The sequence below is a fragment of the Pedobacter nyackensis genome, assembly GCF_032678475.1.
GTDB lineage: Bacteria > Bacteroidota > Bacteroidia > Sphingobacteriales > Sphingobacteriaceae > Pedobacter > Pedobacter nyackensis_A.
Window position 1 is genome coordinate 369,847 of sequence record NZ_JAVTSF010000007.1, and the last position, 19,279, is coordinate 389,125.

A 19,279-nucleotide genomic window follows, 5' to 3' on the forward strand; every position below is an offset into this window, starting at 1 on the left:
CCTTCCCAATCCGTAAACGGACCAGGGAGAATATATCATGTGAATCAATAAGTATCAACTCAAACCAATTCAAACTTAGGTAATATTGTGCAACAAAGCAATATTAAGGGTCTGTCGTCGACCGCTTAAGTTTGAATACAAACAACGACGAAAGTATGAAAACGAATGCTTTTAACCTGGGTGTGCCGCATATGTGGCTTCCGCCTAAATTACTACTGATTATGAAACTAGTGGTTGTAATGATGATAGCGAGTCTGATGCAGGTTACCGCTGCGGGATTTGCACAGAAGATAACATTAAAAGAAAATAACGCGACACTATCTACCGTAATAGAAAAACTGAGAAACCAGACGGGCTATGATTTTCTGTTTGATTTTAAGCTGATAAAAAATGCGAAAAGGGTAAATATTGAGGTTAAAAATGCGAGTCTTCCCGACGTCCTGGGTACCTTGTTCAGGAATCAGGATTTAAGTTATTCCATCAAAGATAATTTTGTGGTGATTGAAAAGAAAACGCCGACTTTTATAGATAACCTGCTGGCCCGATTTCAAAAGATTGATGTATATGGCAGGGTGTTCGACGAAGATGGAAATGTTTTACCGGGCGCAACAGTAAAAATTAAAGGTAGTACCAAATCTGTAATCACCGGGTCGGACGGGGTATTTACCTTCTCTGATATTGAAGATAATTTAGTATTGGTATTTTCTTATATCGGTTACAAAACACAGGAAGTTTCTATCATAGGTAAAAAGATGCCTTTAAAGGTGGTGCTGTTAGCTGCACGTAGTGAGCTGGAAGAAGTGAATGTAAGTTATAGTACCGGGTATCAGCGTATCCCAAAAGAAAGCGCGACCGGATCGTATGGCATTATCACCGCTGAAGAACTAGGTAAAAAGGTAGCCCCTGGTTTGTTGGAGCGGTTGGAGGGCACCACATCTGGGTTACTGATCAATGTAGGGACACCGGATAGGAGCCTGACCACCAACAGGGACAATTTTACCATCAGGGGAACATCAACCATAAATTCAGAGAAAAAGCCACTTATTGTTTTAGATGGGTTTCCTACAGAACTGGATCTGGTAAACATCAATCCTGATAATGTAGAAAGCATTACTGTTTTGAAAGATGCCGCGGCAGCCAGTATCTGGGGCGTAAGGGCGGCAAACGGGGTAATTGTTATCGCTTCTAAAAAAGGAACTTATTCCAACAGGGCGGTGGTGAGTTATTCCAGTAATTTTAACCTTACCGGCCGACCAAGACTGGATTATAGAAAGGTACTGAATGCTGAACAGTATCTGGATTATGAGAAGGAGATGGTGGACAAAGGTTTGCTGCCCGCTCAAAAATTGGCCATGTCGCTTTACCCGCAACCTTTAACACCAGGCGCGGACTTAGCCCTGCAACTTAAAAAGGGTACGATTAGCCAGCAACAGTACATCGCTGAAACGCAGCGCTTAAGTCAGCTTAATGTGAACAATCAATATCAGCAGTATCTTTTGCAATCTCCTTTTGCACAGCAGCACACCCTGAGTGTTAGTGGTGGTTCAGCGATCACCAGGAATTACCTGTCGGCCGCCTACAACGACGAGCGTACCAATAGTAAAGGCGATTACAATAACCGGATGGTGATCAGCTTTAGCAATGAAACTAAAATCACACCGAAGCTTACTGTTTCTGCCGAAACTTTTATCACTTTATTAAAACAGAAAAACAATGGGATAGGTCTTAGAGGAACACAGCCAGGTACCAATACCTTGTTGCCTTATGACCAGTTGGTTGATGCCAGTGGAAGTGGTGTGAATTTCTCTTATAAAACCAATGCCCGTACGCTTGACTCTCTTCAAAACAAAGGATATCTTCCCTGGAAATACAATTACCTGGATGAACTGGCAGGGGCTGATAATACAAACAGATCTGTTGCTTATCGCTTAACCGGAGGGGTAAATTATAAAACGATGCCCTGGATGAGTGTGGATCTGAAGTATATGACGGAAAGATCATTTACGAAAACCAGGAACTTTTATAACGAGAATACTTATACCACCAGGGATCTGATCAACAGGTTTACCACCACGGATACCCATGTCAGAGGTATTCCGGTAGGAGGTATATTGAATCTGGACGATGTGGAGCAGAACAATTATAACATCAGGGGGCAACTTAATTTTAATCCTGATCTTAAATCAGCAGGCCGTTTAGATGCAATTGTAGGTGCAGAGCTGAGACAAACGTTAACCTCCGGATATGGGAATACGCTTTATGGCTACGATGACAGGTTGTTGAGCTCAACAGCGGTTAATTTTTTCCAGACTTACAAAACCGCTGATGGCAATGTAAAGATTCCATATCCACAAAATGTGATGAACAGGAAGGACAGGTATGCCTCTGTCTTCGGAAATTTTACTTATACTTATAAGAACCGCTATTCGCTCTCAGGAAGCTTCCGTAAGGATGATTCCAATTTGTTTGGGGCCGATAATGAATTCCGTACGGTTCCTTTATGGTCGCTGGGTGGATTGTGGCGTGCCAATGAAGAGGAATTTATGGTGCCTGCGAAATGGCTCTCTAAGTTAAATTTTAGAGCTACAGTAGGCTATAACGGTAACTTAAACAAAGAAACTTCTCCTTATCTGACGATGCAGCAATCGGGCATCGATCCTATCAATGCGGATCCTTATGCCAGCATTACCAACCCGGCAAACCCACAACTGAGATGGGAACGCGTGCGGACATTTAATCTTGGAACAGATTTCTCTTTGTTCAATTACAGAATAAATGGTACAATAGATGCCTACTGGCGAAAGAGTCTGGATTTGCTGGGCCCGGTAGAGATTGATCCTACTTTTGGTTTCACTTCACTTAGAGCAAACCAGCTGGAAATGACCGGCAGAGGGGTCGATATTGAGCTGAATGCCAAAGTGTTTAACAGTAGTGTGTTTAGCTGGACACCTTCACTGAGTGTTTCCTTCAATAAAAACAAAGTGGCCAAAGCCTATTTCCAGCAACAAACTACGCAATACTATATCAGGCCGGAAAATCCGATTCAGGGGCAGCAGCTTGGTAGTTTGTATACTTACCGGTTTGCCGGCCTTAATGAGAATGGAAATGCCATGATTTACAATGGTAAAGGTGAAAAGATATTGGCTGATCTGAATACTTTTGACGAGAAAGATATTAATGCCGTAGTTTACCAGGGTAATACGACACCGCCATATTTCGGAGGTTTCGCCAATACTTTCAGGTATAAAAATTTTGAACTGTATACCTTGTTGACTTTTAAAGCGGGGCATAAGTTTATGCGGACGACCACAGATCAGGTTTTTGAACTTCCTTATACCAGGGTCGCTCATTCTGATCTGGCTATGCGATGGAGGGTTTCGGGAGATGAACTGAAAACAAATACCCCGGCAATAGATCCTTTACATACCGGTACTTATCGTTACATCAATAGTGATTATTTTGTGGAAAATGCCAGCTATGTGCGTTTTAGGGATATCTCACTTGCCTACAACATCCCGGTGGGCCAGCTAAAATGGAATGCTTTTCAGGCGCTGAACGTTAGTGTCACGGGACGAAATCTGGCGTTATGGACAGCAAATAAGAAAGGGATAGATCCCGACTACCTTGATGCCCTCAGATCCTCAGTTCTGCCACCCTCTAAATCATTTGTATTTAGTATTAAAGCCACATTTTAAACCTTAATCTTGAAAACTATGTACAACTATAGATATTGTTATTCGTTACTGTTGCTATTGGTGCTTTCTGTAAGCTCCTGCAGGAAATTCGTAGAACTTGAACCTCAGGGCAGGGTAATCCCTAAAACAATTGATGACTATAAATTATTGTTAAATAATGATGCGGTATTTAATCTCTCGCATGGCACTACAGATTTTGTAACCGATGACATTGCCATGCTGGATGATAACCTGATTGATGGATTTCAGGAATCGAACCTGATGATTTACAAATGGACGGAACAGTTTTATCAGGCTAATGAGGACGATCCGGAATGGAACCTTTATTATAAACAGATTTATACGGCAAACGTAATCATCCAGGGAATTTCAGAAATAAAGGGCGGGGATGAAAAACCGAAAACGGAATTGATTGCCGCGGCCAAAGTACACCGGGCTTATGCTTATTTCGGGTTGGTTAATATGTATGCAAAGCAGTATGCACCCGCAAGTGCGGCAACAGAACCAGGTGTACCTTTACTTATTGAACCGGATTATACCCAGGTATTGAAACGGGCGAGTGTAGCTGAGGTATACGGTTTGATTGTCAGTGATCTGGAAGCTGGGGTGGCAGACCTGGTACCACTGCCCCGGGTTAAGAATTACACATCGAAGGCTGCTGCGTATGCTTTGCTGGCACGTACTTATTTACAGATGGGCAATTATCAGGCTGCACTGACCAATGCCAATTTATGCCTGGGTTTACAGTCAGCCGTTTTTGACCTGAATCCTTATTACACTGGTAGCGGGCCAATGGGCTGGATGGATGGTTTTAGTTTACCGCAGAGCCAGGATAACGCTGAGGTTATCTTTATTAAAGTGAGTTTTAACGGGGGTGAAAACTTACCGCTTAGTCCTGAATTACTGAATGTATTGGGTACGAAAGATCTTAGACGACATTTTTTTACTTATGAGGTGCCGGCAACAGGTGATCCTGTCGGCCTTTTTGAAAACCCGGGAACTTATCATGCCTATTGGGCACCTTTTGAAACTAAGTCTGGAACGATACAGGAAGGGCCGACTGTGCCTGAAATGATGCTGATTAAAGCGGAATGCCTGGCAAGGACACAACATGGACAGGATGGTCTGGCGGTAGTGAACCAGTTGCGCAAGTTTAGGTTCAGGACAGCTGATTATACCACACTGGCAGCCGGGAATGATGAGGCCGCACTATCGCTTATTTTGGAGGAACGCAGAAGAGAACTGTTCGCAAAGGGATTCCGTCTTTTTGACCTGAAAAGATTAAATGCCGATCCGAAGTTTGCTAAGACAATAACGCATCCGCTTAAAACACAACAGCTAACATTGGCGCCGGGAAGCAACCGTTATGTATACCCGATTCCACCTAAGGTAGTGAACAACAACAAGGGAATGATACAAAATCAAAGATAAATGATGAAAAGATATATAATGATGCTGTTCCTGATTACAGGTTCGGTAGGGAAGCTTTGTGCCCAGGGAATTGAATTTAACCATGGTAGCTGGGCCGAAATTAAGGCCCGGGCGAAACAAGAAAATAAACTGATATTTTTAGATTTTTATACGGTTTGGTGTGCGCCATGTAAGAAAATGGCTATGGAGGTTTTTCCTTTGCCGGCAGCAGGGGCATTTTATAACAAGCATTTTATGAATGTAAAGGTTGACGCGGAAAAAGGGGAGGGAATTGTATTGGCTAAAACCTATCGCCCTTCAGGTTATCCGACTTTAATTTTTACAGATGCGGAAGGTAAACAGCTTTACCGGACAACGGGTGCTGAAACTGCGGAAGAACTGATTAAACATGGAAAGATCGCGCTAAACCCGCAGGAAGATTATGAACGCCTGAAAGACCTGTATGCTAAAGACGAACTGGAAAAGAACGATCTGTTTCGCTATATCATCATTCTGAAGGCGAAGGACGATATAAAGGGGGTAAATGAGGCATTTGACCGCTACTTCAAATACATCAACAGGCCCGGAAAGGATGTTTTGGAACTGATGAAGGAATATGTGAGTTCCAGCAATTCAGCTACTTTTAAATACCTGCAGTCGCACAAAAATGAGTTTTATCGCTTAGCGGGAAAAAAAGAAACCGATGCCTATCTGAAGGGTATACTGCTAAAAGAATTGTCTGCTCAGTTTTTTTACTATGGTAAGAACGAACCTTTGGAACGTTACCTGGCTGCGAAAGCGGCTTTGAAACAAAAGGTTAGCCTTACGGAAAAAGAAGAATTGGGAATAGATAAGTCTTTTTACAGCAATGCGAAAGATGAAGATCATTACATGGAAAAAGCCAGTATGCTGGTGAAGAAATATAGTTATCATAATGATGAAGAGTTGAGTATGATTCTTGGCGAAGCTTATCTTATTAAAAAGGAAGAGCATCTGCGACAGTTTAAAAAGTGGGCGGAAATGGCGGTATCGTTGAAGGATAACGCTTTAAATTACTTTGGTTTAGCCATGATTTATGATCGCTTAAACGATAAAAACAATGCTTTAAAATACATTGACCTGAGTATTGCTGCATCAAAAAGAGACGATGATGGTAAAGTAGAACAGATTGATCAGTTTAAACAACAAATTTTAAAAAAGCCGTAAACAAAATCCTATAAATAAAAACATCATGAAAAAGTACTTATATATATTAATATGTCTGGTTGGAAGTCAGCTTGGTACTGCTTACGCACAAGGCATAACATTTCAACACAGTAGTCTGGCCGAAGTAAAAGAAATGGCTAAGGCTAAGAACAAACTTATTTTTATTGATTTCTATACCGACTGGTGTGGCCCTTGTAAAATGATGAGTAAGGAAGTCTTTCCGCAAAAAGAAGTAGGCGATTTTTACAATGCCAACTTTATTGCGGTTAAGATTGATGCGGAGAAGGGGGAAGGGCCGGCCATCGCTAAACAGTACGGGATTAGTGGTTATCCTACTTTAGCCTATATCAATTACAAAGGGGAGGTGATGCATAAGTTTGTTGGATCTACCGGGGTTACAGAATTCATTGGGCACGGAAAGGCGGCTCTGCTGCCACAGGGTGATTATGAAAAGCTGAAGGCTGGATTTGCCAAATCTGAATTGAGCAATGACGAGCTGTATGCTTATCTGTTGATGGTAAAAACGAGAGGTGATGAAGCTGCGGGAGATCAGGTATTTGATATTTACCTGGAAAAAGTAGCGAAAGTTGATGCCAGAACATATGATTTAATTGTAAACCAGGTTAGAAATACGGATAGCAAAGGTTTTAAATACATTGAGCAGCACCGCGATGGCTTTGGCGCTGCTGTGGGCAAGGATAAACTGGACGGCTATATAAAAAAACTTTATCTGGACGAGTTTCAATTGAAGGTTTGGTACAAGACTTATAAAACATTGAGTGATTACCAGCATGCGAAAGCGTTGTTAAAGACCAGGGTGGAGTTAAGTCCGAAAGAGGAGCTTGGCTTCGATACAGATTTTTACCTGCGTGCGGAGGATGAGGACAACTATGTGTTAAATGCGAAGAAACTGGTTGAAACCTATTATTACAACGACGATCTGCGGATCAGTAATGTCCTGGGCGGCGGTTCAAGACTGGTGAAAAGTGAGAAAAACCTATTGATTGTAAAAGGTTGGGCTGAACGGGCCTTGGCGTTAAACAATAATTTTATCAATAATGCTTCACTGGCTATGGTATACAAAAGTTTAAAAAATAAGCCGATGGCAATAAAGTATATAAATATATCTATCGCGCAATGCAGGCAGGAAAAAAATGGTTATGATGAACGTGCGGAAATGCTGAAAAAAGAAATTGAAGAAGCTGCTTATTAAAGCTGGCTATTTACCAACAGCCAGCTGTTGTTTCAGTTGCTGGATTTCTTCCTGCATGCTGCTCACCTTGTTTAGCAAATGCCTGATGGCGTCGATACCTTCAATGTTGATTTGCAGGTCATAATGAAAATGAATGTACCGGTCTATTTCCGGTAACTGTTCCATACGGATAAATTTCTCCTGATCAATATTGGTCAGGAGGATAATTCCCGTTTCTTCTAAAGAATCGATAAATGAAGGTTCGATGTCGTATCTGATGCAATATTCTGTGATTGCAATTAAATCTCTTTCCATAATTCCTTTTTTTAATAAAGTTTCCGTAGTTCTTCAAATAATTCTCTTTGTTTGTCGGTTAACTCGGTTGGAACTTTAACTGTATAAGTAATATATAGGTTGCCGAAATGTCCATCCTTTTTGTAAACAGGGAAGCCTTTGTTTTTTAGTCTTACCTTAGTCCCGTTTTGCGTACCAGCTGAAACTTTAAGCTTCACTTTAGTATCAAGTGTATCGACAGTAACTTCTCCGCCTAACACCGCGGTAAATAGATCGATCTCTTTGTTGACGTATATGTCGTCATTTAACCTTTTAAATACTGGATGTTCAACAAGGTTAAAAGTGATATATAGGTCGCCATTAGGGCCGCCGTTCTGCCCGGGGCCACCCTGACCGCTTAGTTTTATGATTTGCCCGTCAGCAATTCCGGCAGGAATAGTAATGCGCAGGTTTTTACCATTTACGGTTAAAGTCTGTTTGTGTGTGGTATAGGCATCCATCAGGTTAAGTTTCAATTCCGCCTGGTAATCATGCCCTTTATATTTTACTTGTCCGCGCCCCTGTCGGCGACCACCAGCTGTACCAAACATCGATTCAAAAAAATCAGAGAAATCGCCACCTCCAAAATCATCCGAGGTATATCCACCAGAAGAGGAGCTTCCAAAAGGATTTCCGGTTCCCTGATAAGTAGCGTGTTCTCCCTGCGATTGTTTTTGCTGTTCAAACTGATCGGCATGTTTCCAATGTTCCCCATACTCATCATATTTTTTACGCTTTTCCGGGTCGCTTAAGGCCTCGTTGGCTTCATTGATTTGCTGGAATTGCTTATTTGCTTCTTTGTCGTTAGGATTCAAATCCGGGTGATATTTCCTGGCCAGTTTCCTGTAGGCTTTTTTAATGTCATCCTGAGATGCTGTTTTTTCAATCCCTAGAATTTTATAATAATCAATAAATGCCATAGTAGTTATGGATAATTTTAATTAAGTACGGACAATAACTATGTTTTTTAAATAATAATAATAAATTTGAAAAAGATAATCCTATGGGAACGTGTGTATTCTAATAGTATTACAGTCTATATACCTGGATTGTTTTACGCTCAACTATATAAAACCATAAAAACTAACCAAATCAAAATATATAACACACATTTAAGTATATATGAAACCTAACCAACCAAGCTCAAGAAGAGACTTTATTACCAAAACTGCGGTAGGACTGGCCGCATTTACCATTGTACCCCGACATGTTTTAGGTGGACAAGGATTTCTGGCGCCTAGTGATAAGCTAACCAAAGCCGTAATCGGCGTTGGTGGAATGGGTAGAAACCACTTTCCGTATGACGGTACCCAGGTGGTTGCTATTTGCGATGTAGATAAAAGGCATATTGCGATGTCATTACCAATGTTAGACAAGGGAGTAAAAACCTTTAGTGATTACAGGGAAATGATTAAGCTTCCGGAAGTTGACATTGTACACATTGCAACACCGCCGCACTGGCATGGTATCATGTCTGTTGATGCTGCTAACGCAGGTAAAGACATCTGGTGCGAAAAACCAATGACCCACACCATTGGTGAAGGTAAAAGAGTAATGGAGGCCGTAAAACAGAACGGCCGTATGTTCAGATTGAATACCTGGTTTAGATTTAAAGATACTTTTTATGGTTTAGGTACTACCGTTAAACCTGTGAAAAAATTGGTTGATAGTGGTTTGCTGGGTTGGCCTTTAAAGGTTACAGTAAGCAGGCACACTGGTTATGACTGGAAGTTTTTCTGGGTAGGTAAAGACAATTTGCCACCTGAGCCGGTTCCTGCCGAATTGGATTACGATTCATGGTTAGGTCCTGCACCTTACAAACCATATAGCACACACCGTGTTCATTCTACATTCCGCGGATATTGGGATTATGATGGTGGTGGGTTAAGTGATATGGGACAACATTACCTGGATCCGATTCAGTACTTTTTAGGTAAAGATGATACCAGTCCTGTATCTGTTGAAATTGATGCACCTCAGCAACATACTGATGCAGTAGGTATTTGGAGAAGAATAACTTATACTTATGCTGATGGTTGCCAGATTATCTTAGATGGAGAGGCTAAAGATGCCAACGTTCCATATATTGAAGGGCCAAAAGGGAAACTTTATCCTGGTTTTAAATCAGATATCCCTGATCTGGATCGTAAGCTTGCTGCCTTCCCTGATCCGGCACCGCAAATGACGGACTTCTCGGAGTCGGTTAGAACAAGACAGATTTTTGCATTAAATGAGCAAAACGGTCACCGTTCTTGTAACATCATCAATATCGGGCTTGCCGCTTTACGTTTAGGTCGTAACCTGAAATTTGATCCGGTTAAACAAGAGTTTATTGACGATGAAGGTGCTAACAGGTTGATAAACCCGGTAATGCGCGCACCGTTTACCATCTGATAATTTTCATTTTTTAATAATTTAAATAAAACATTTTATCCATACGATAATGATAAAAAAGATATTATTTATCCTGTTTGCGGTTGTATTGTTGCAAGGCAACGTTTTTGCGCAGGGTAAAGCTGACGAGCGTACTATAACTACCCGTATAGCAGATTTATTAGCTCAATTGCCAGCAAAGGATGCTAAGCAATTAAAAGACAACATGCAGGAAATTGCCATGATGGGAGAAGATGGCTATCTGACCCTGATCAGTGGATTAACGGCACCTGGAAAAGGAAACAATGCATTGCTTGAATACGCTATAGGCGGTTTTACAGGTTATGTAACCCAGCCAGGACAAGAGGCTTCAAGAAAAATGAGCGAAAGCGCTTATTGTAAGGCCTTAAGTAAACTATCTGATAAACAGAATAAATCATTCATTCTTAGTCAGCTGGAACTGGTTGGTAAAAACGATGCTGTTTCCAGCATTCAACCTTATTTAACAGATGCCCAACTTGCAGACCCTGCGGTAAGAGCATTGGTTAAAATCAACACCCCTGCTGCTAAAGCTGCTTTATTGGCTGCTTTAGACAAAGCTAATGGTGCTGCAAAAATTTCTGTGGTAGAAGGGCTTGGCGATAGTCGTTATAAAGCTGCTACTACTGCACTAGCTACTTTAACTACAGGCGGTAACGATCTGGCTAAAATGGCATTGTACGCCCTGGCAAATATTGCTGACCCTGCTTCGGAAGGTGTTTTAGCAGCGGCTGCTGAAAAAAGTGGATTTCAGTATGAAAAAACGGATGCAGTTGGTGCTTACATGCGTTATGCGGAGCAATTGATGAAAAATGGCGATAAAGCTGCCGCTAATGAAATCGGAAAGAAACTGCTTACTAAAGCAATTGCCGACAATCAGGTTCATGTTCGTACTGCTGCATTGAAATTGGTATCCGATTTCAGTAAAGCACAAAGTGATGAATACCTGTTGGCTGCAATGAACGATAAACAATTTCAATATCGTGCAGCAGCATTAAAGCTTGCTTTGTCAAACATCACACCGGAAACTGCCGGTCAATGGGCTAAAAAGATTGCTAAAGTAGACCCTGCAACACAGGTAGCTATTTTAAATATGCTTGGCGATTCTAAAATAGAGTCAGTACTTCCAGCTGTTACCAGCTTGTTTAAAAGCAAAGATGCTGCTGTAAAAGCAGCTGCCCTTGATGCTGCCGGTAAAATTGGTGGTGAAAAAATTATTGGTGATCTGCTTAAAGTAATGGGTAAAGGTAGTGCTGAGGATATTTCGGCTATTTCTGGTACCATTTTAAGGATGAAGGGTGAAGGAATTACTCCAGCTGTAGCTGCATTCATTCCTAAAGCAAAACCAGAAGTTCAGGTAGCGTTAATCAATGTATTGGCTTCAAGAGCTGCAAATGCACAGTTAAGTACTATAACGGGGCAGCTGAAAAATAAAAACACTGAGGTTAAAAAGGCAGCCTTTGCTGCACTTAAACAGACAGTTACAAGCGAAAACCTTCCTCAATTGTTTACTTTGCTAAATGAAACTGCTGATCAGGCAGAACTTGTAAAAGTTCAGGATGCCATTATCGCAGCATTAAAAGAGACTAAAAATACAGATGAGCAGGTTGATATGGTGTTACAGCAGATGGCTGGCGCATCAGCTGATAAAAAAGAATTGTTTTATAAAGTGCTGGCAAGTTTAGGTGGAAGCAAATCTTTAAAAGCAGTTTCTGAAGCATTTGCTGCAGGTAATGAATCCACTAAAAAAGCTGCCGTTACTGCACTTTCTTCATGGGCAGATGCTGAGGCAAAAGATGAACTGATTAAAATTGCCCGTCAGCCGGCTAATGCCGATTATGTAAATCAGGCGATTGATGGTTATTTACGTTTGGTAAGAAGTTCTAAATATCAACCTGAGCAAAGATTATTGTTATTGCGTGATGCAATGGCAGTATCGAAAACACCAGCTCAGCAACAACAAATATTAAAAGACATCGAGTCAGCAAAATGCTTAAACTCTTTATTGTTTGCAGGTAAATACCTGGATAATTCAGCATTACAACAAGCTGCTGCGAATGCAGTGATGAACATTGCGCTTGCTGATAAGTCTTACAATGGCGCTTTGGTAAGAAGCCTGATCAATAAAACTATCGCAACGATTAAAGGCCCTGATGCTGGATACCAGATCGAGGCTATGCGTAAATATCTGGCAGAAATGCCAGAAGGCGAAGGTTTTGTATCGATGTACAATGGGACAGATCTTACAGGTTGGAAAGGTTTAGTAGGCGATCCGCTGAAAAGAGCTAAAATGGATGCTAAAACGTTAGCTGCTGCGCAGGAAAAAGCTGATGTGGCTGCACGTGAGAGCTGGAAACCAATAAACGGCGAATTGCAGTTTATGATCCATGGCGATAACCTGGTTACAGAGAAAAAATATGGTGATTTCGAAATGCTGGTTGACTGGAAAATCATTGATGATAAAAAAGGTGAGGGTGATGCTGGTATTTATTTACGCGGTGCACCACAAGTACAGATATGGGACAATGCCCGTGTAAAAGTAGGAGCGCAAGTTGGATCAGGTGGTTTGTACAACAACCAGGTAAACGAAAGTAAACCACTTAAAGTAGCCGATAATAAATTGGATGAGTGGAATACCTTCCGTATTTTAATGAAAGGTGACCGCGTAACTGTTTATCTGAATGGTCAGCTGGTAACCGACAATGTTATTCTGGAGAACTACTGGGATAGAAAGATGGCGATTTTTGCTGAAGAGCAAATTGAGTTACAGGCGCACGGATCGCCGGTGGCTTACCGTGATCTTTACATCAGAGAAATTCCGCGTGTAAAACCGTTTGAGTTAAGTGCGCAGGAAAAGAAAGAAGGTTTTAAAGTGTTGTTCGACGGTACGAACATGCACAACTGGACAGGAAATACTACGGATTATGTTATTGAAGATGGAAACATTGCTATCCGTCCGAAACCAGGAAAAGGATCAGGTGGTAACTTATTTACTAAAGAAGAGTACAGTGATTTTGTGTTCCGTTTTGAGTTCCAGTTAACGGAAGGTGCAAACAACGGTTTAGGAATCAGGGCACCTTTAACAGGTGATGCTGCTTATGAAGGTATCGAATTACAGATTTTAGATAGCGAAGCGCCAATCTATAAAGATTTGCAGGTTTATCAGTACCATGGTTCAGCTTATGGTGTCGCCGCTGCAAAAAGAGGTTTCCTTAAACCAGTAGGTGAGTGGAACTATGAGGAAGTAATTGTAAAAGGGCCAAAAATTAAAGTGATCCTTAACGGAACTGTAATTTTGGATGCTGACATTACCGAAGCGAGGAAAAAAGGTGCTTTAGATGGTAAGGATCACCCGGGTTTAAAACGTGATAGTGGGCATATTGGTTTCTTAGGTCATGGTTCTCCGGTACAATTCAAAAACATCAGGGTTAAAGACCTTAGTAAGAAGAAATAATTTAATATCGTATCTAAAAGAAATTAAGCATGATTGATGAGCATAAAGACTCAGCAGTAAATAATTCCAGAAGAAACTTTATTAAAAACACAGCGCTTGCCGCTGCAGGATTTATGATTGTTCCGCGCCATGTATTGGGGGGCAGAGGTTTTTTAGCACCCAGCGACCGTTTGATGGTTGCCGGGGTTGGTGTAGGTGGAAAGGGACAAAGTAACCTTGCAAGTATCTATAATGGTGGTAAATCAGAGATTGCATTCTTATGTGATGTAGACGATAGAAGAGCTGCCAATTCAATTAAAAGCTTTCCCAAAGCGAAGTATTATAAAGACTACAGGGAAATGCTGGATAAAGATGGGAAGAACATTGACGGGGTAGTTGTTTCTACCCCTGATCATAACCACGCGATGATTGCTATGGCAGCTATGCAGCTGGGTAAACACGTTTACGTAGAAAAACCATTGTCGCACGACATTTATGAAGCACGAAAGCTGACTGAAGCTGCTAGTCGTTACCAGGTCGTTACCCAGATGGGTAATCAGGGGGCTTCTGGCGATGGTGTAAGACAGTTGCAGGAATGGTATGATGCCGGCGTAATTGGTAAGGTCCATACTGTTTACTGCTGGACCGACCGTCCTTCCTGGCCTCAAGGTATTTTATGGCCTTCAACTAATGGTGAAGTGCCTAAAGAACTGGATTGGGACCTTTGGTTGGGTAGTGCACCTTACAAGCCTTATATTGAAAAGTTAGTTCCTTTTAACTGGAGGGGCTGGTGGGATTATGGTACAGGTGCAATTGGAGATATGGGCTGCCATTTGGTAGAACCACCTTTCAGGGTATTGGGACTGGATACACCAATTGATGTACAATGCAGTGTAGGTAGTATTTACGTAGATGAGTTTAAACGAGGATACTTCCCTGATAGCTGCCCGCCTTCAAGCCATGTGATCATGACATTTGAAAAGACTAAAAAAACGAAAGGCAACGTACAGATCCACTGGATGGATGGCGGAATTAAACCTGCCCGTCCGGAAGAACTGGGACCTAACGAACCTTTTGGTACAAACGGAGTGATATTTGAAGGCACAAAAGGTAAAATGATGTGTGGTGTGTATGGAGCAGATCCCAGATTACTACCATTGTCGCGCAACAATGAAGTGCATACCAAACAAAAAATAGAACGGATTAAAGGTGGTGTTGAAGGTCATTACTGGCAATGGGCAGAAGCTGCTATAGCAGGTTATGGAAAGATGCAGCTGAGTTCACCATTTGAAATTGCGGGCCCGCTTACAGAGACGCTTTTGATTTCTAACCTGGCCATCAGAGGTACGGATGTACAGCGACCTAAAGCGAATGGTAAAGGTTTTGAATATCCGGGCAGAGATATAAAACTCCTTTGGGATAAAGAAAACCTCCGCGTAACGAACTTTGACGATGTAAATCAGTTTGTAAAACGCGAGTACCGCCAGGGCTGGAGCTTAGGTATGTAGTTAAGTTATTATATTTTTTGATAGGGGGAGGCTGTTCATTTGATCAGCCTCCTTTTTTTTGCATAAAATTTAATTCTTATTTAAGGGGACAATATGAGGTTAAACCTAATATTGTGCGGTAAAAAGACTAAAAAACGGTGATAAACGTTGGTTTTTTATTAAGCAAATCCAATGTCATTTAAGCTTTCGAACTTTGAGATGAAAGAAGGTTAAATGTTATTGATTTAATGTATGCAGCAATTCAGAATACTGGCATCAGTTACCCGGAGGGATTCTAATTCTATAGAACGATATTTAAATGAAATTGGTAAAATAGGCTTGCTCAGTATAGAAGAGGAGGTTGCTTTAACCCTACGGATCCGTAACGGAGAGGAACGGGCTGTACAGGAGCTGGTTAAGCGTAATTTACGATTTGTCGTATCTGTAGCGAAGAAATATCAGGATCGCGGGTTAAAACTTGCGGATTTAATCAGCGAGGGCAATATAGGTTTAATCAAAGCAGCAAAGCGTTTTGATGCGAGCAGAGGCTTTAGGTTTATATCTTTTGCGGTCTGGTGGATCAGGCAGTCTATTTTAATGGCTCTTGCAGAACAGAAGCGTTTGATACGGTTACCAGGAAACCAGTTGGTACAGATTAACAGGATCAATAAAGCTATCGGAGTATTGGAACAAAAGTTTGAAAGGGTACCTACATGTCAGGAAGTAGCGGAGCATACGTTACTTTCTGAAGATCACGTTGCCCGCTATCTGGAAGGTGCTCTGCTACCTTATTCTTTAGACAGTATTGTAAATGAAGGGTCCGGCTTTACTTTAATAGATACTGTGGGTGATCAAAATATTCCCGGTAGCGATCACCTTACTTTTAAGAGTTCTCTTGCTACCGACCTGAATCGTGCGATCAGTGTTTTACCTAGAAGGGAGCAGTTGATTTTAATGTTCTTCTATGGGATCAATGGTTATCCTAAGATGAGTCTGGAGGAGATGGAGCCTCTTCTCAATTTAGGCAGGGAAAGGATCAGACAATTAAAAGATAAAGCCCAGCGTACGCTGACGCTGAAATGCAACCATATTTTGGCCGAATATTACTTTGATAGCGACAATAAATAGTAGATAAATGCCCTTAAAATAACTGCTGACGAAAAAAAAAAGTCTCTGTTCATAAAAATTCATTTGGTGAAAATCCAATAATTATTAACTTTAGAGCGTTATATCATATATTTTAAAATCTTAAACGAAAGAAAAACATGGAAAAATTTTCAAAATTGAAAGAACTAATCGCTGGCGTTGAGGCTGATGCAGACAAATTTTATAATTCAGGTAACGGTGCTGCAGGTACAAGAGTACGTAAAGCAATGCAAGATTTAAAAGGTCTGGCACAAGAAATCCGTGCTGAAGTAACAGAGAAAAAGAACGCAAAATAATATTCTTTGATTATTTTTAGAAAGGTCCCGCTTTTGTCGGGACCTTTCTCGTTTATAAGCAATGGACGGTATAGATAAAAAGCAACATCGTAAGATAATTCATATTGATATGGATTCGTTTTACGCGTCCGTAGAACAGCGTGATAATCCCGATTTATTGGGAAAAGCGATTGCTGTTGGAGGCTCTCCGGAAGGGAGAGGGGGTGTTGTGGCTACAGCAAGTTACGAAGCCCGTAAATATGGTGTGCGTTCCGCCATGTCAGCTAAGCAAGCGTTAAAACTCTGTCCTCATATTATCTTTTTATATCCAAGATTTCCGGCTTATAAAGAAGTATCCAGGCAAATCAGGGAAATCTTTAGCCGATACACAGATCTTATTCAGCCTTTGTCTTTAGATGAAGCTTATCTGGATGTAACAGAAGATAAGCTGGGCATAGGATCAGCCATCGACATCGCGAGGGAAATTAAGCGGGCCATCAAAGAAGAATTGAACCTTACTGCTTCGGCTGGTGTATCTATCAATAAATTTGTGGCTAAAATCGCTTCGGATATGAATAAACCAGATGGGTTGACTTTTATCGGGCCATCTAAAGTAGAGAAATTTATGGAGCAGCTGCCGGTAGAAAAGTTTCATGGTGTAGGAAAGGTTACTGCCGAGAAAATGAAATTGAGAGGTTTGCACTACGGGGCTGATCTGAAAAAACTAACAGAAACGGAGTTGGCTAATTTGTTTGGCAAAAGTGGCAGGTTTTTCTATAAAATTGTGAGGGGAATAGACGAAAGACCTGTTGAACCCAATCAGGAAACCAAATCAATTGGTGCCGAAGATACGTTTTCGTACGACCTGACTACGGTTGAAGAAATGGAGATGGAGATAGAAAAGCTGGGCAGGGTAGTATTTAGCAGAATGAGGGCCTATCATTTAAGCGGCCGAACGGTAACGTTGAAAGTTAAGTTCAGTGATTTTAAGCAAATCACGAGAAGTAAATCTTTTGCGGAGGGTTTTACGATGGAGGAGCAGATTACTGATGTTGCAAAGGGATTATTGAAGGTGATTGATTTTAATGGGAAAAGTGTAAGACTGCTAGGTGTCTCCTTGTCTAATTTTGACAATCTGCAGGGAAATGAATCTCAAATTTACCAACCCAGGTTGTTTCCTTAGCATATATGATTTTTTAAGTTACCTTTGTCGGTTAGAGATAAGATTATGGGGTTGCCAATGCGTATTACATATAAGGATACGGACTATATTTACGAGATATTAAATAGTTCTGCTATCAATAAGGAGACAACTGAGCTTCGGATTAGTTTTGATAGACAGGAAATTGTTTTAGTGAAAGATGATAAAAATGTTTGGGTTCAGAATGATGGGGGCATAAAAGTAGAGCCTGAACTTGCCCAGGCGTTGGGAAGATCTGTTTCCCTGAGATTCAGAATGTAGCTGAATTTTCGGTGTTTTAAATAATCATATTTTTTTTCTTAAACTCGTTGCAATACACTAAATTGTATAGTGTTATCCTTATGGGTAATATTTATTATTTAAGGAACCAGTTTATTTAAAAACACTATGAAAAAGTTATTTTCAATCCTGGCTATTTTGGGTTTATGTGTAAACCTGAGTATGGCCCAAACCCCATCAGTTTCGACAGCTAAACAAGAGACTGCTAAAGCTAAGGCTGATGCAAAAAAGCAAGCTGCCAAAGTTAAAGCCGATGCAAAAAAAGCTGAAGAAAAGAAAGATGCGGCAGCTGTAAAGCTAAAAAAAGATGGGACTCCTGATAAACGTTATGCCAATACCAAGGAGGTGGCTAAGGAAAAAGCACAAACAGTAAAAACCACTACAAAAAAAGCAGCAACGAAAGAAGTTGCAGCTGCATCTGTTCCGGGGCTGAAAAAAGATGGTACACCTGATAAGCGTTATACTGCCAGTAAAGAAAAAGCTGCAGCATCTGCAGCCACCGCAAAGAAAGAAGCTACCGTAGCTAAGGCAAAAACTACAGCTGCAGCAGCGAGTGTTAAAGAATACAAACCTACAGTTGACAGGAGTTTAAAAGGTCCTAACGGCGAGCAGATTTTAACCGGTCCGCGCGGAGGAAAATACTACATCAATAAAAATGGTAATAAAACATATGTGAAAAGAGAGGCTGAATAATCTTTTCTTTAACTTAAAAACGACAAAAGGCTGGAACATTTTCAGCCTTTTGTCGTTTTAATCGTAAATTACAAAATAAAAAAACAGATATGTCAGGCAGCCAGATTACCGCAATTACCGAATTAGACCGTTCGCATTATAAAACTAAAGTATATTCAGGGGGGCACTTTATTTACGCTGATGAACCTGAAGATATTGGGGGAACAGACGAAGGTATGCCGCCCGGAGCCTTATTGTTGGCCAGCTTGGGTAGTTGTACAGCCATTACGATTAGAATGTACGCAGACAGGAAGAATTTTAACCTGGATGCAATTAAAATAGATCTGGCTATTTGTAAAGAAGAAGAGATGAATATGGAGACCAGAATTACACGGAAGATAGACCTTGTAGGTGATCTTACGGACGATCAGCGCCAACGTTTGATGGTTATTGCAGATAAATGCCCTATTCACAAAATTTTAAGTAATCCTATAAAGATTGAAACGAGTTAGGTTTGTTGTGAAGAATTATATACAAT

Annotated in this window: 15 protein-coding genes; 13 read left to right on the plus strand and 2 right to left on the minus strand. The window is 41.0% G+C overall.

Going from position 1 to position 19,279, the window contains the following annotated elements:
- The first annotated feature begins 155 nt into the window (after positions 1-155).
- From R2Q84_RS21440 to R2Q84_RS21455, 4 genes are read left to right on the plus strand one after another with little or no spacing between them, the layout of a single operon-like run.
- A complete protein-coding gene (locus R2Q84_RS21440) occupies positions 156-3,695 on the plus strand; it encodes a SusC/RagA family TonB-linked outer membrane protein (RefSeq protein ID WP_316818652.1) in 3,540 nt (1,179 codons plus the stop codon).
- Positions 3,696-3,713: 18 nt separating this feature from the next.
- Positions 3,714-5,126, plus strand: a complete 1,413-nt coding sequence (locus R2Q84_RS21445; RefSeq protein WP_316818653.1) for a RagB/SusD family nutrient uptake outer membrane protein — start codon at positions 3,714-3,716, stop codon at positions 5,124-5,126.
- Complete coding sequence (locus R2Q84_RS21450) at positions 5,127-6,311, plus strand: thioredoxin fold domain-containing protein (protein WP_316818654.1); 1,185 nt, start codon at positions 5,127-5,129, stop codon at positions 6,309-6,311.
- A 25-nt stretch (positions 6,312-6,336) separates the two neighbouring features.
- Positions 6,337-7,524 (plus strand): thioredoxin family protein, encoded by a 1,188-nt coding sequence (locus R2Q84_RS21455; RefSeq protein WP_316818655.1) that lies wholly within the window; start codon positions 6,337-6,339, stop codon positions 7,522-7,524.
- Positions 7,525-7,530: 6 nt separating this feature from the next.
- On the opposite strand, the gene R2Q84_RS21460 is transcribed toward R2Q84_RS21455, so the two are convergent.
- Together R2Q84_RS21460 and R2Q84_RS21465 are read right to left on the minus strand one after the other, a co-directional pair.
- The gene (locus R2Q84_RS21460; protein WP_316818656.1) at positions 7,531-7,818 is read right to left on the minus strand and encodes a chaperone modulator CbpM; all 288 of its coding nucleotides are present in this window, start codon (positions 7,816-7,818) and stop codon (positions 7,531-7,533) included.
- A gap of 11 nt (positions 7,819-7,829) precedes the next feature.
- Positions 7,830-8,756, minus strand: a complete 927-nt coding sequence (locus tag R2Q84_RS21465) for a J domain-containing protein (RefSeq protein ID WP_316818657.1) — start codon at positions 8,754-8,756, stop codon at positions 7,830-7,832.
- Between the two features lie 202 nt (positions 8,757-8,958).
- On the opposite strand from R2Q84_RS21465, the gene R2Q84_RS21470 reads away from it, so the two are divergent.
- From R2Q84_RS21470 to R2Q84_RS21510, 9 genes are all read left to right on the plus strand, one after another.
- Positions 8,959-10,230: a Gfo/Idh/MocA family oxidoreductase gene (locus R2Q84_RS21470; protein WP_316818658.1), complete on the plus strand. Its 1,272-nt coding sequence runs from the start codon at positions 8,959-8,961 to the stop codon at positions 10,228-10,230.
- Positions 10,231-10,279: 49 nt separating this feature from the next.
- Positions 10,280-13,702 carry a family 16 glycoside hydrolase gene (locus R2Q84_RS21475; protein WP_316818659.1) on the plus strand — a complete coding sequence of 1,141 codons (3,423 nt, stop codon included), beginning with the start codon at positions 10,280-10,282 and terminating at the stop codon, positions 13,700-13,702.
- Positions 13,703-13,731: 29 nt separating this feature from the next.
- Positions 13,732-15,189, plus strand: coding sequence for a Gfo/Idh/MocA family oxidoreductase (locus tag R2Q84_RS21480; RefSeq protein ID WP_316818660.1), 1,458 nt, complete (start codon positions 13,732-13,734; stop codon positions 15,187-15,189).
- 231 nt (positions 15,190-15,420) lie between these two features.
- Complete coding sequence (locus R2Q84_RS21485) at positions 15,421-16,296, plus strand: RNA polymerase sigma factor RpoD/SigA (protein WP_316818661.1); 876 nt, start codon at positions 15,421-15,423, stop codon at positions 16,294-16,296.
- Between the two features lie 137 nt (positions 16,297-16,433).
- A complete protein-coding gene (locus R2Q84_RS21490) occupies positions 16,434-16,610 on the plus strand; it encodes a histone H1 (protein ID WP_316818662.1) in 177 nt (58 codons plus the stop codon).
- A 61-nt stretch (positions 16,611-16,671) separates the two neighbouring features.
- Positions 16,672-17,772: a DNA polymerase IV gene (dinB, locus tag R2Q84_RS21495; protein ID WP_316818663.1), complete on the plus strand. Its 1,101-nt coding sequence runs from the start codon at positions 16,672-16,674 to the stop codon at positions 17,770-17,772.
- A gap of 57 nt (positions 17,773-17,829) precedes the next feature.
- Entirely contained in the window at positions 17,830-18,051 is a 222-nt protein-coding gene (locus R2Q84_RS21500; protein WP_316818664.1) for a hypothetical protein, read from the plus strand.
- A 126-nt stretch (positions 18,052-18,177) separates the two neighbouring features.
- The gene (locus R2Q84_RS21505) at positions 18,178-18,762 is read left to right on the plus strand and encodes a hypothetical protein (RefSeq protein ID WP_316818665.1); all 585 of its coding nucleotides are present in this window, start codon (positions 18,178-18,180) and stop codon (positions 18,760-18,762) included.
- An 89-nt stretch (positions 18,763-18,851) separates the two neighbouring features.
- Positions 18,852-19,253 carry an OsmC family protein gene (locus R2Q84_RS21510; protein WP_316818666.1) on the plus strand — a complete coding sequence of 134 codons (402 nt, stop codon included), beginning with the start codon at positions 18,852-18,854 and terminating at the stop codon, positions 19,251-19,253.
- The last annotated feature ends 26 nt before the right edge of the window (positions 19,254-19,279 follow it).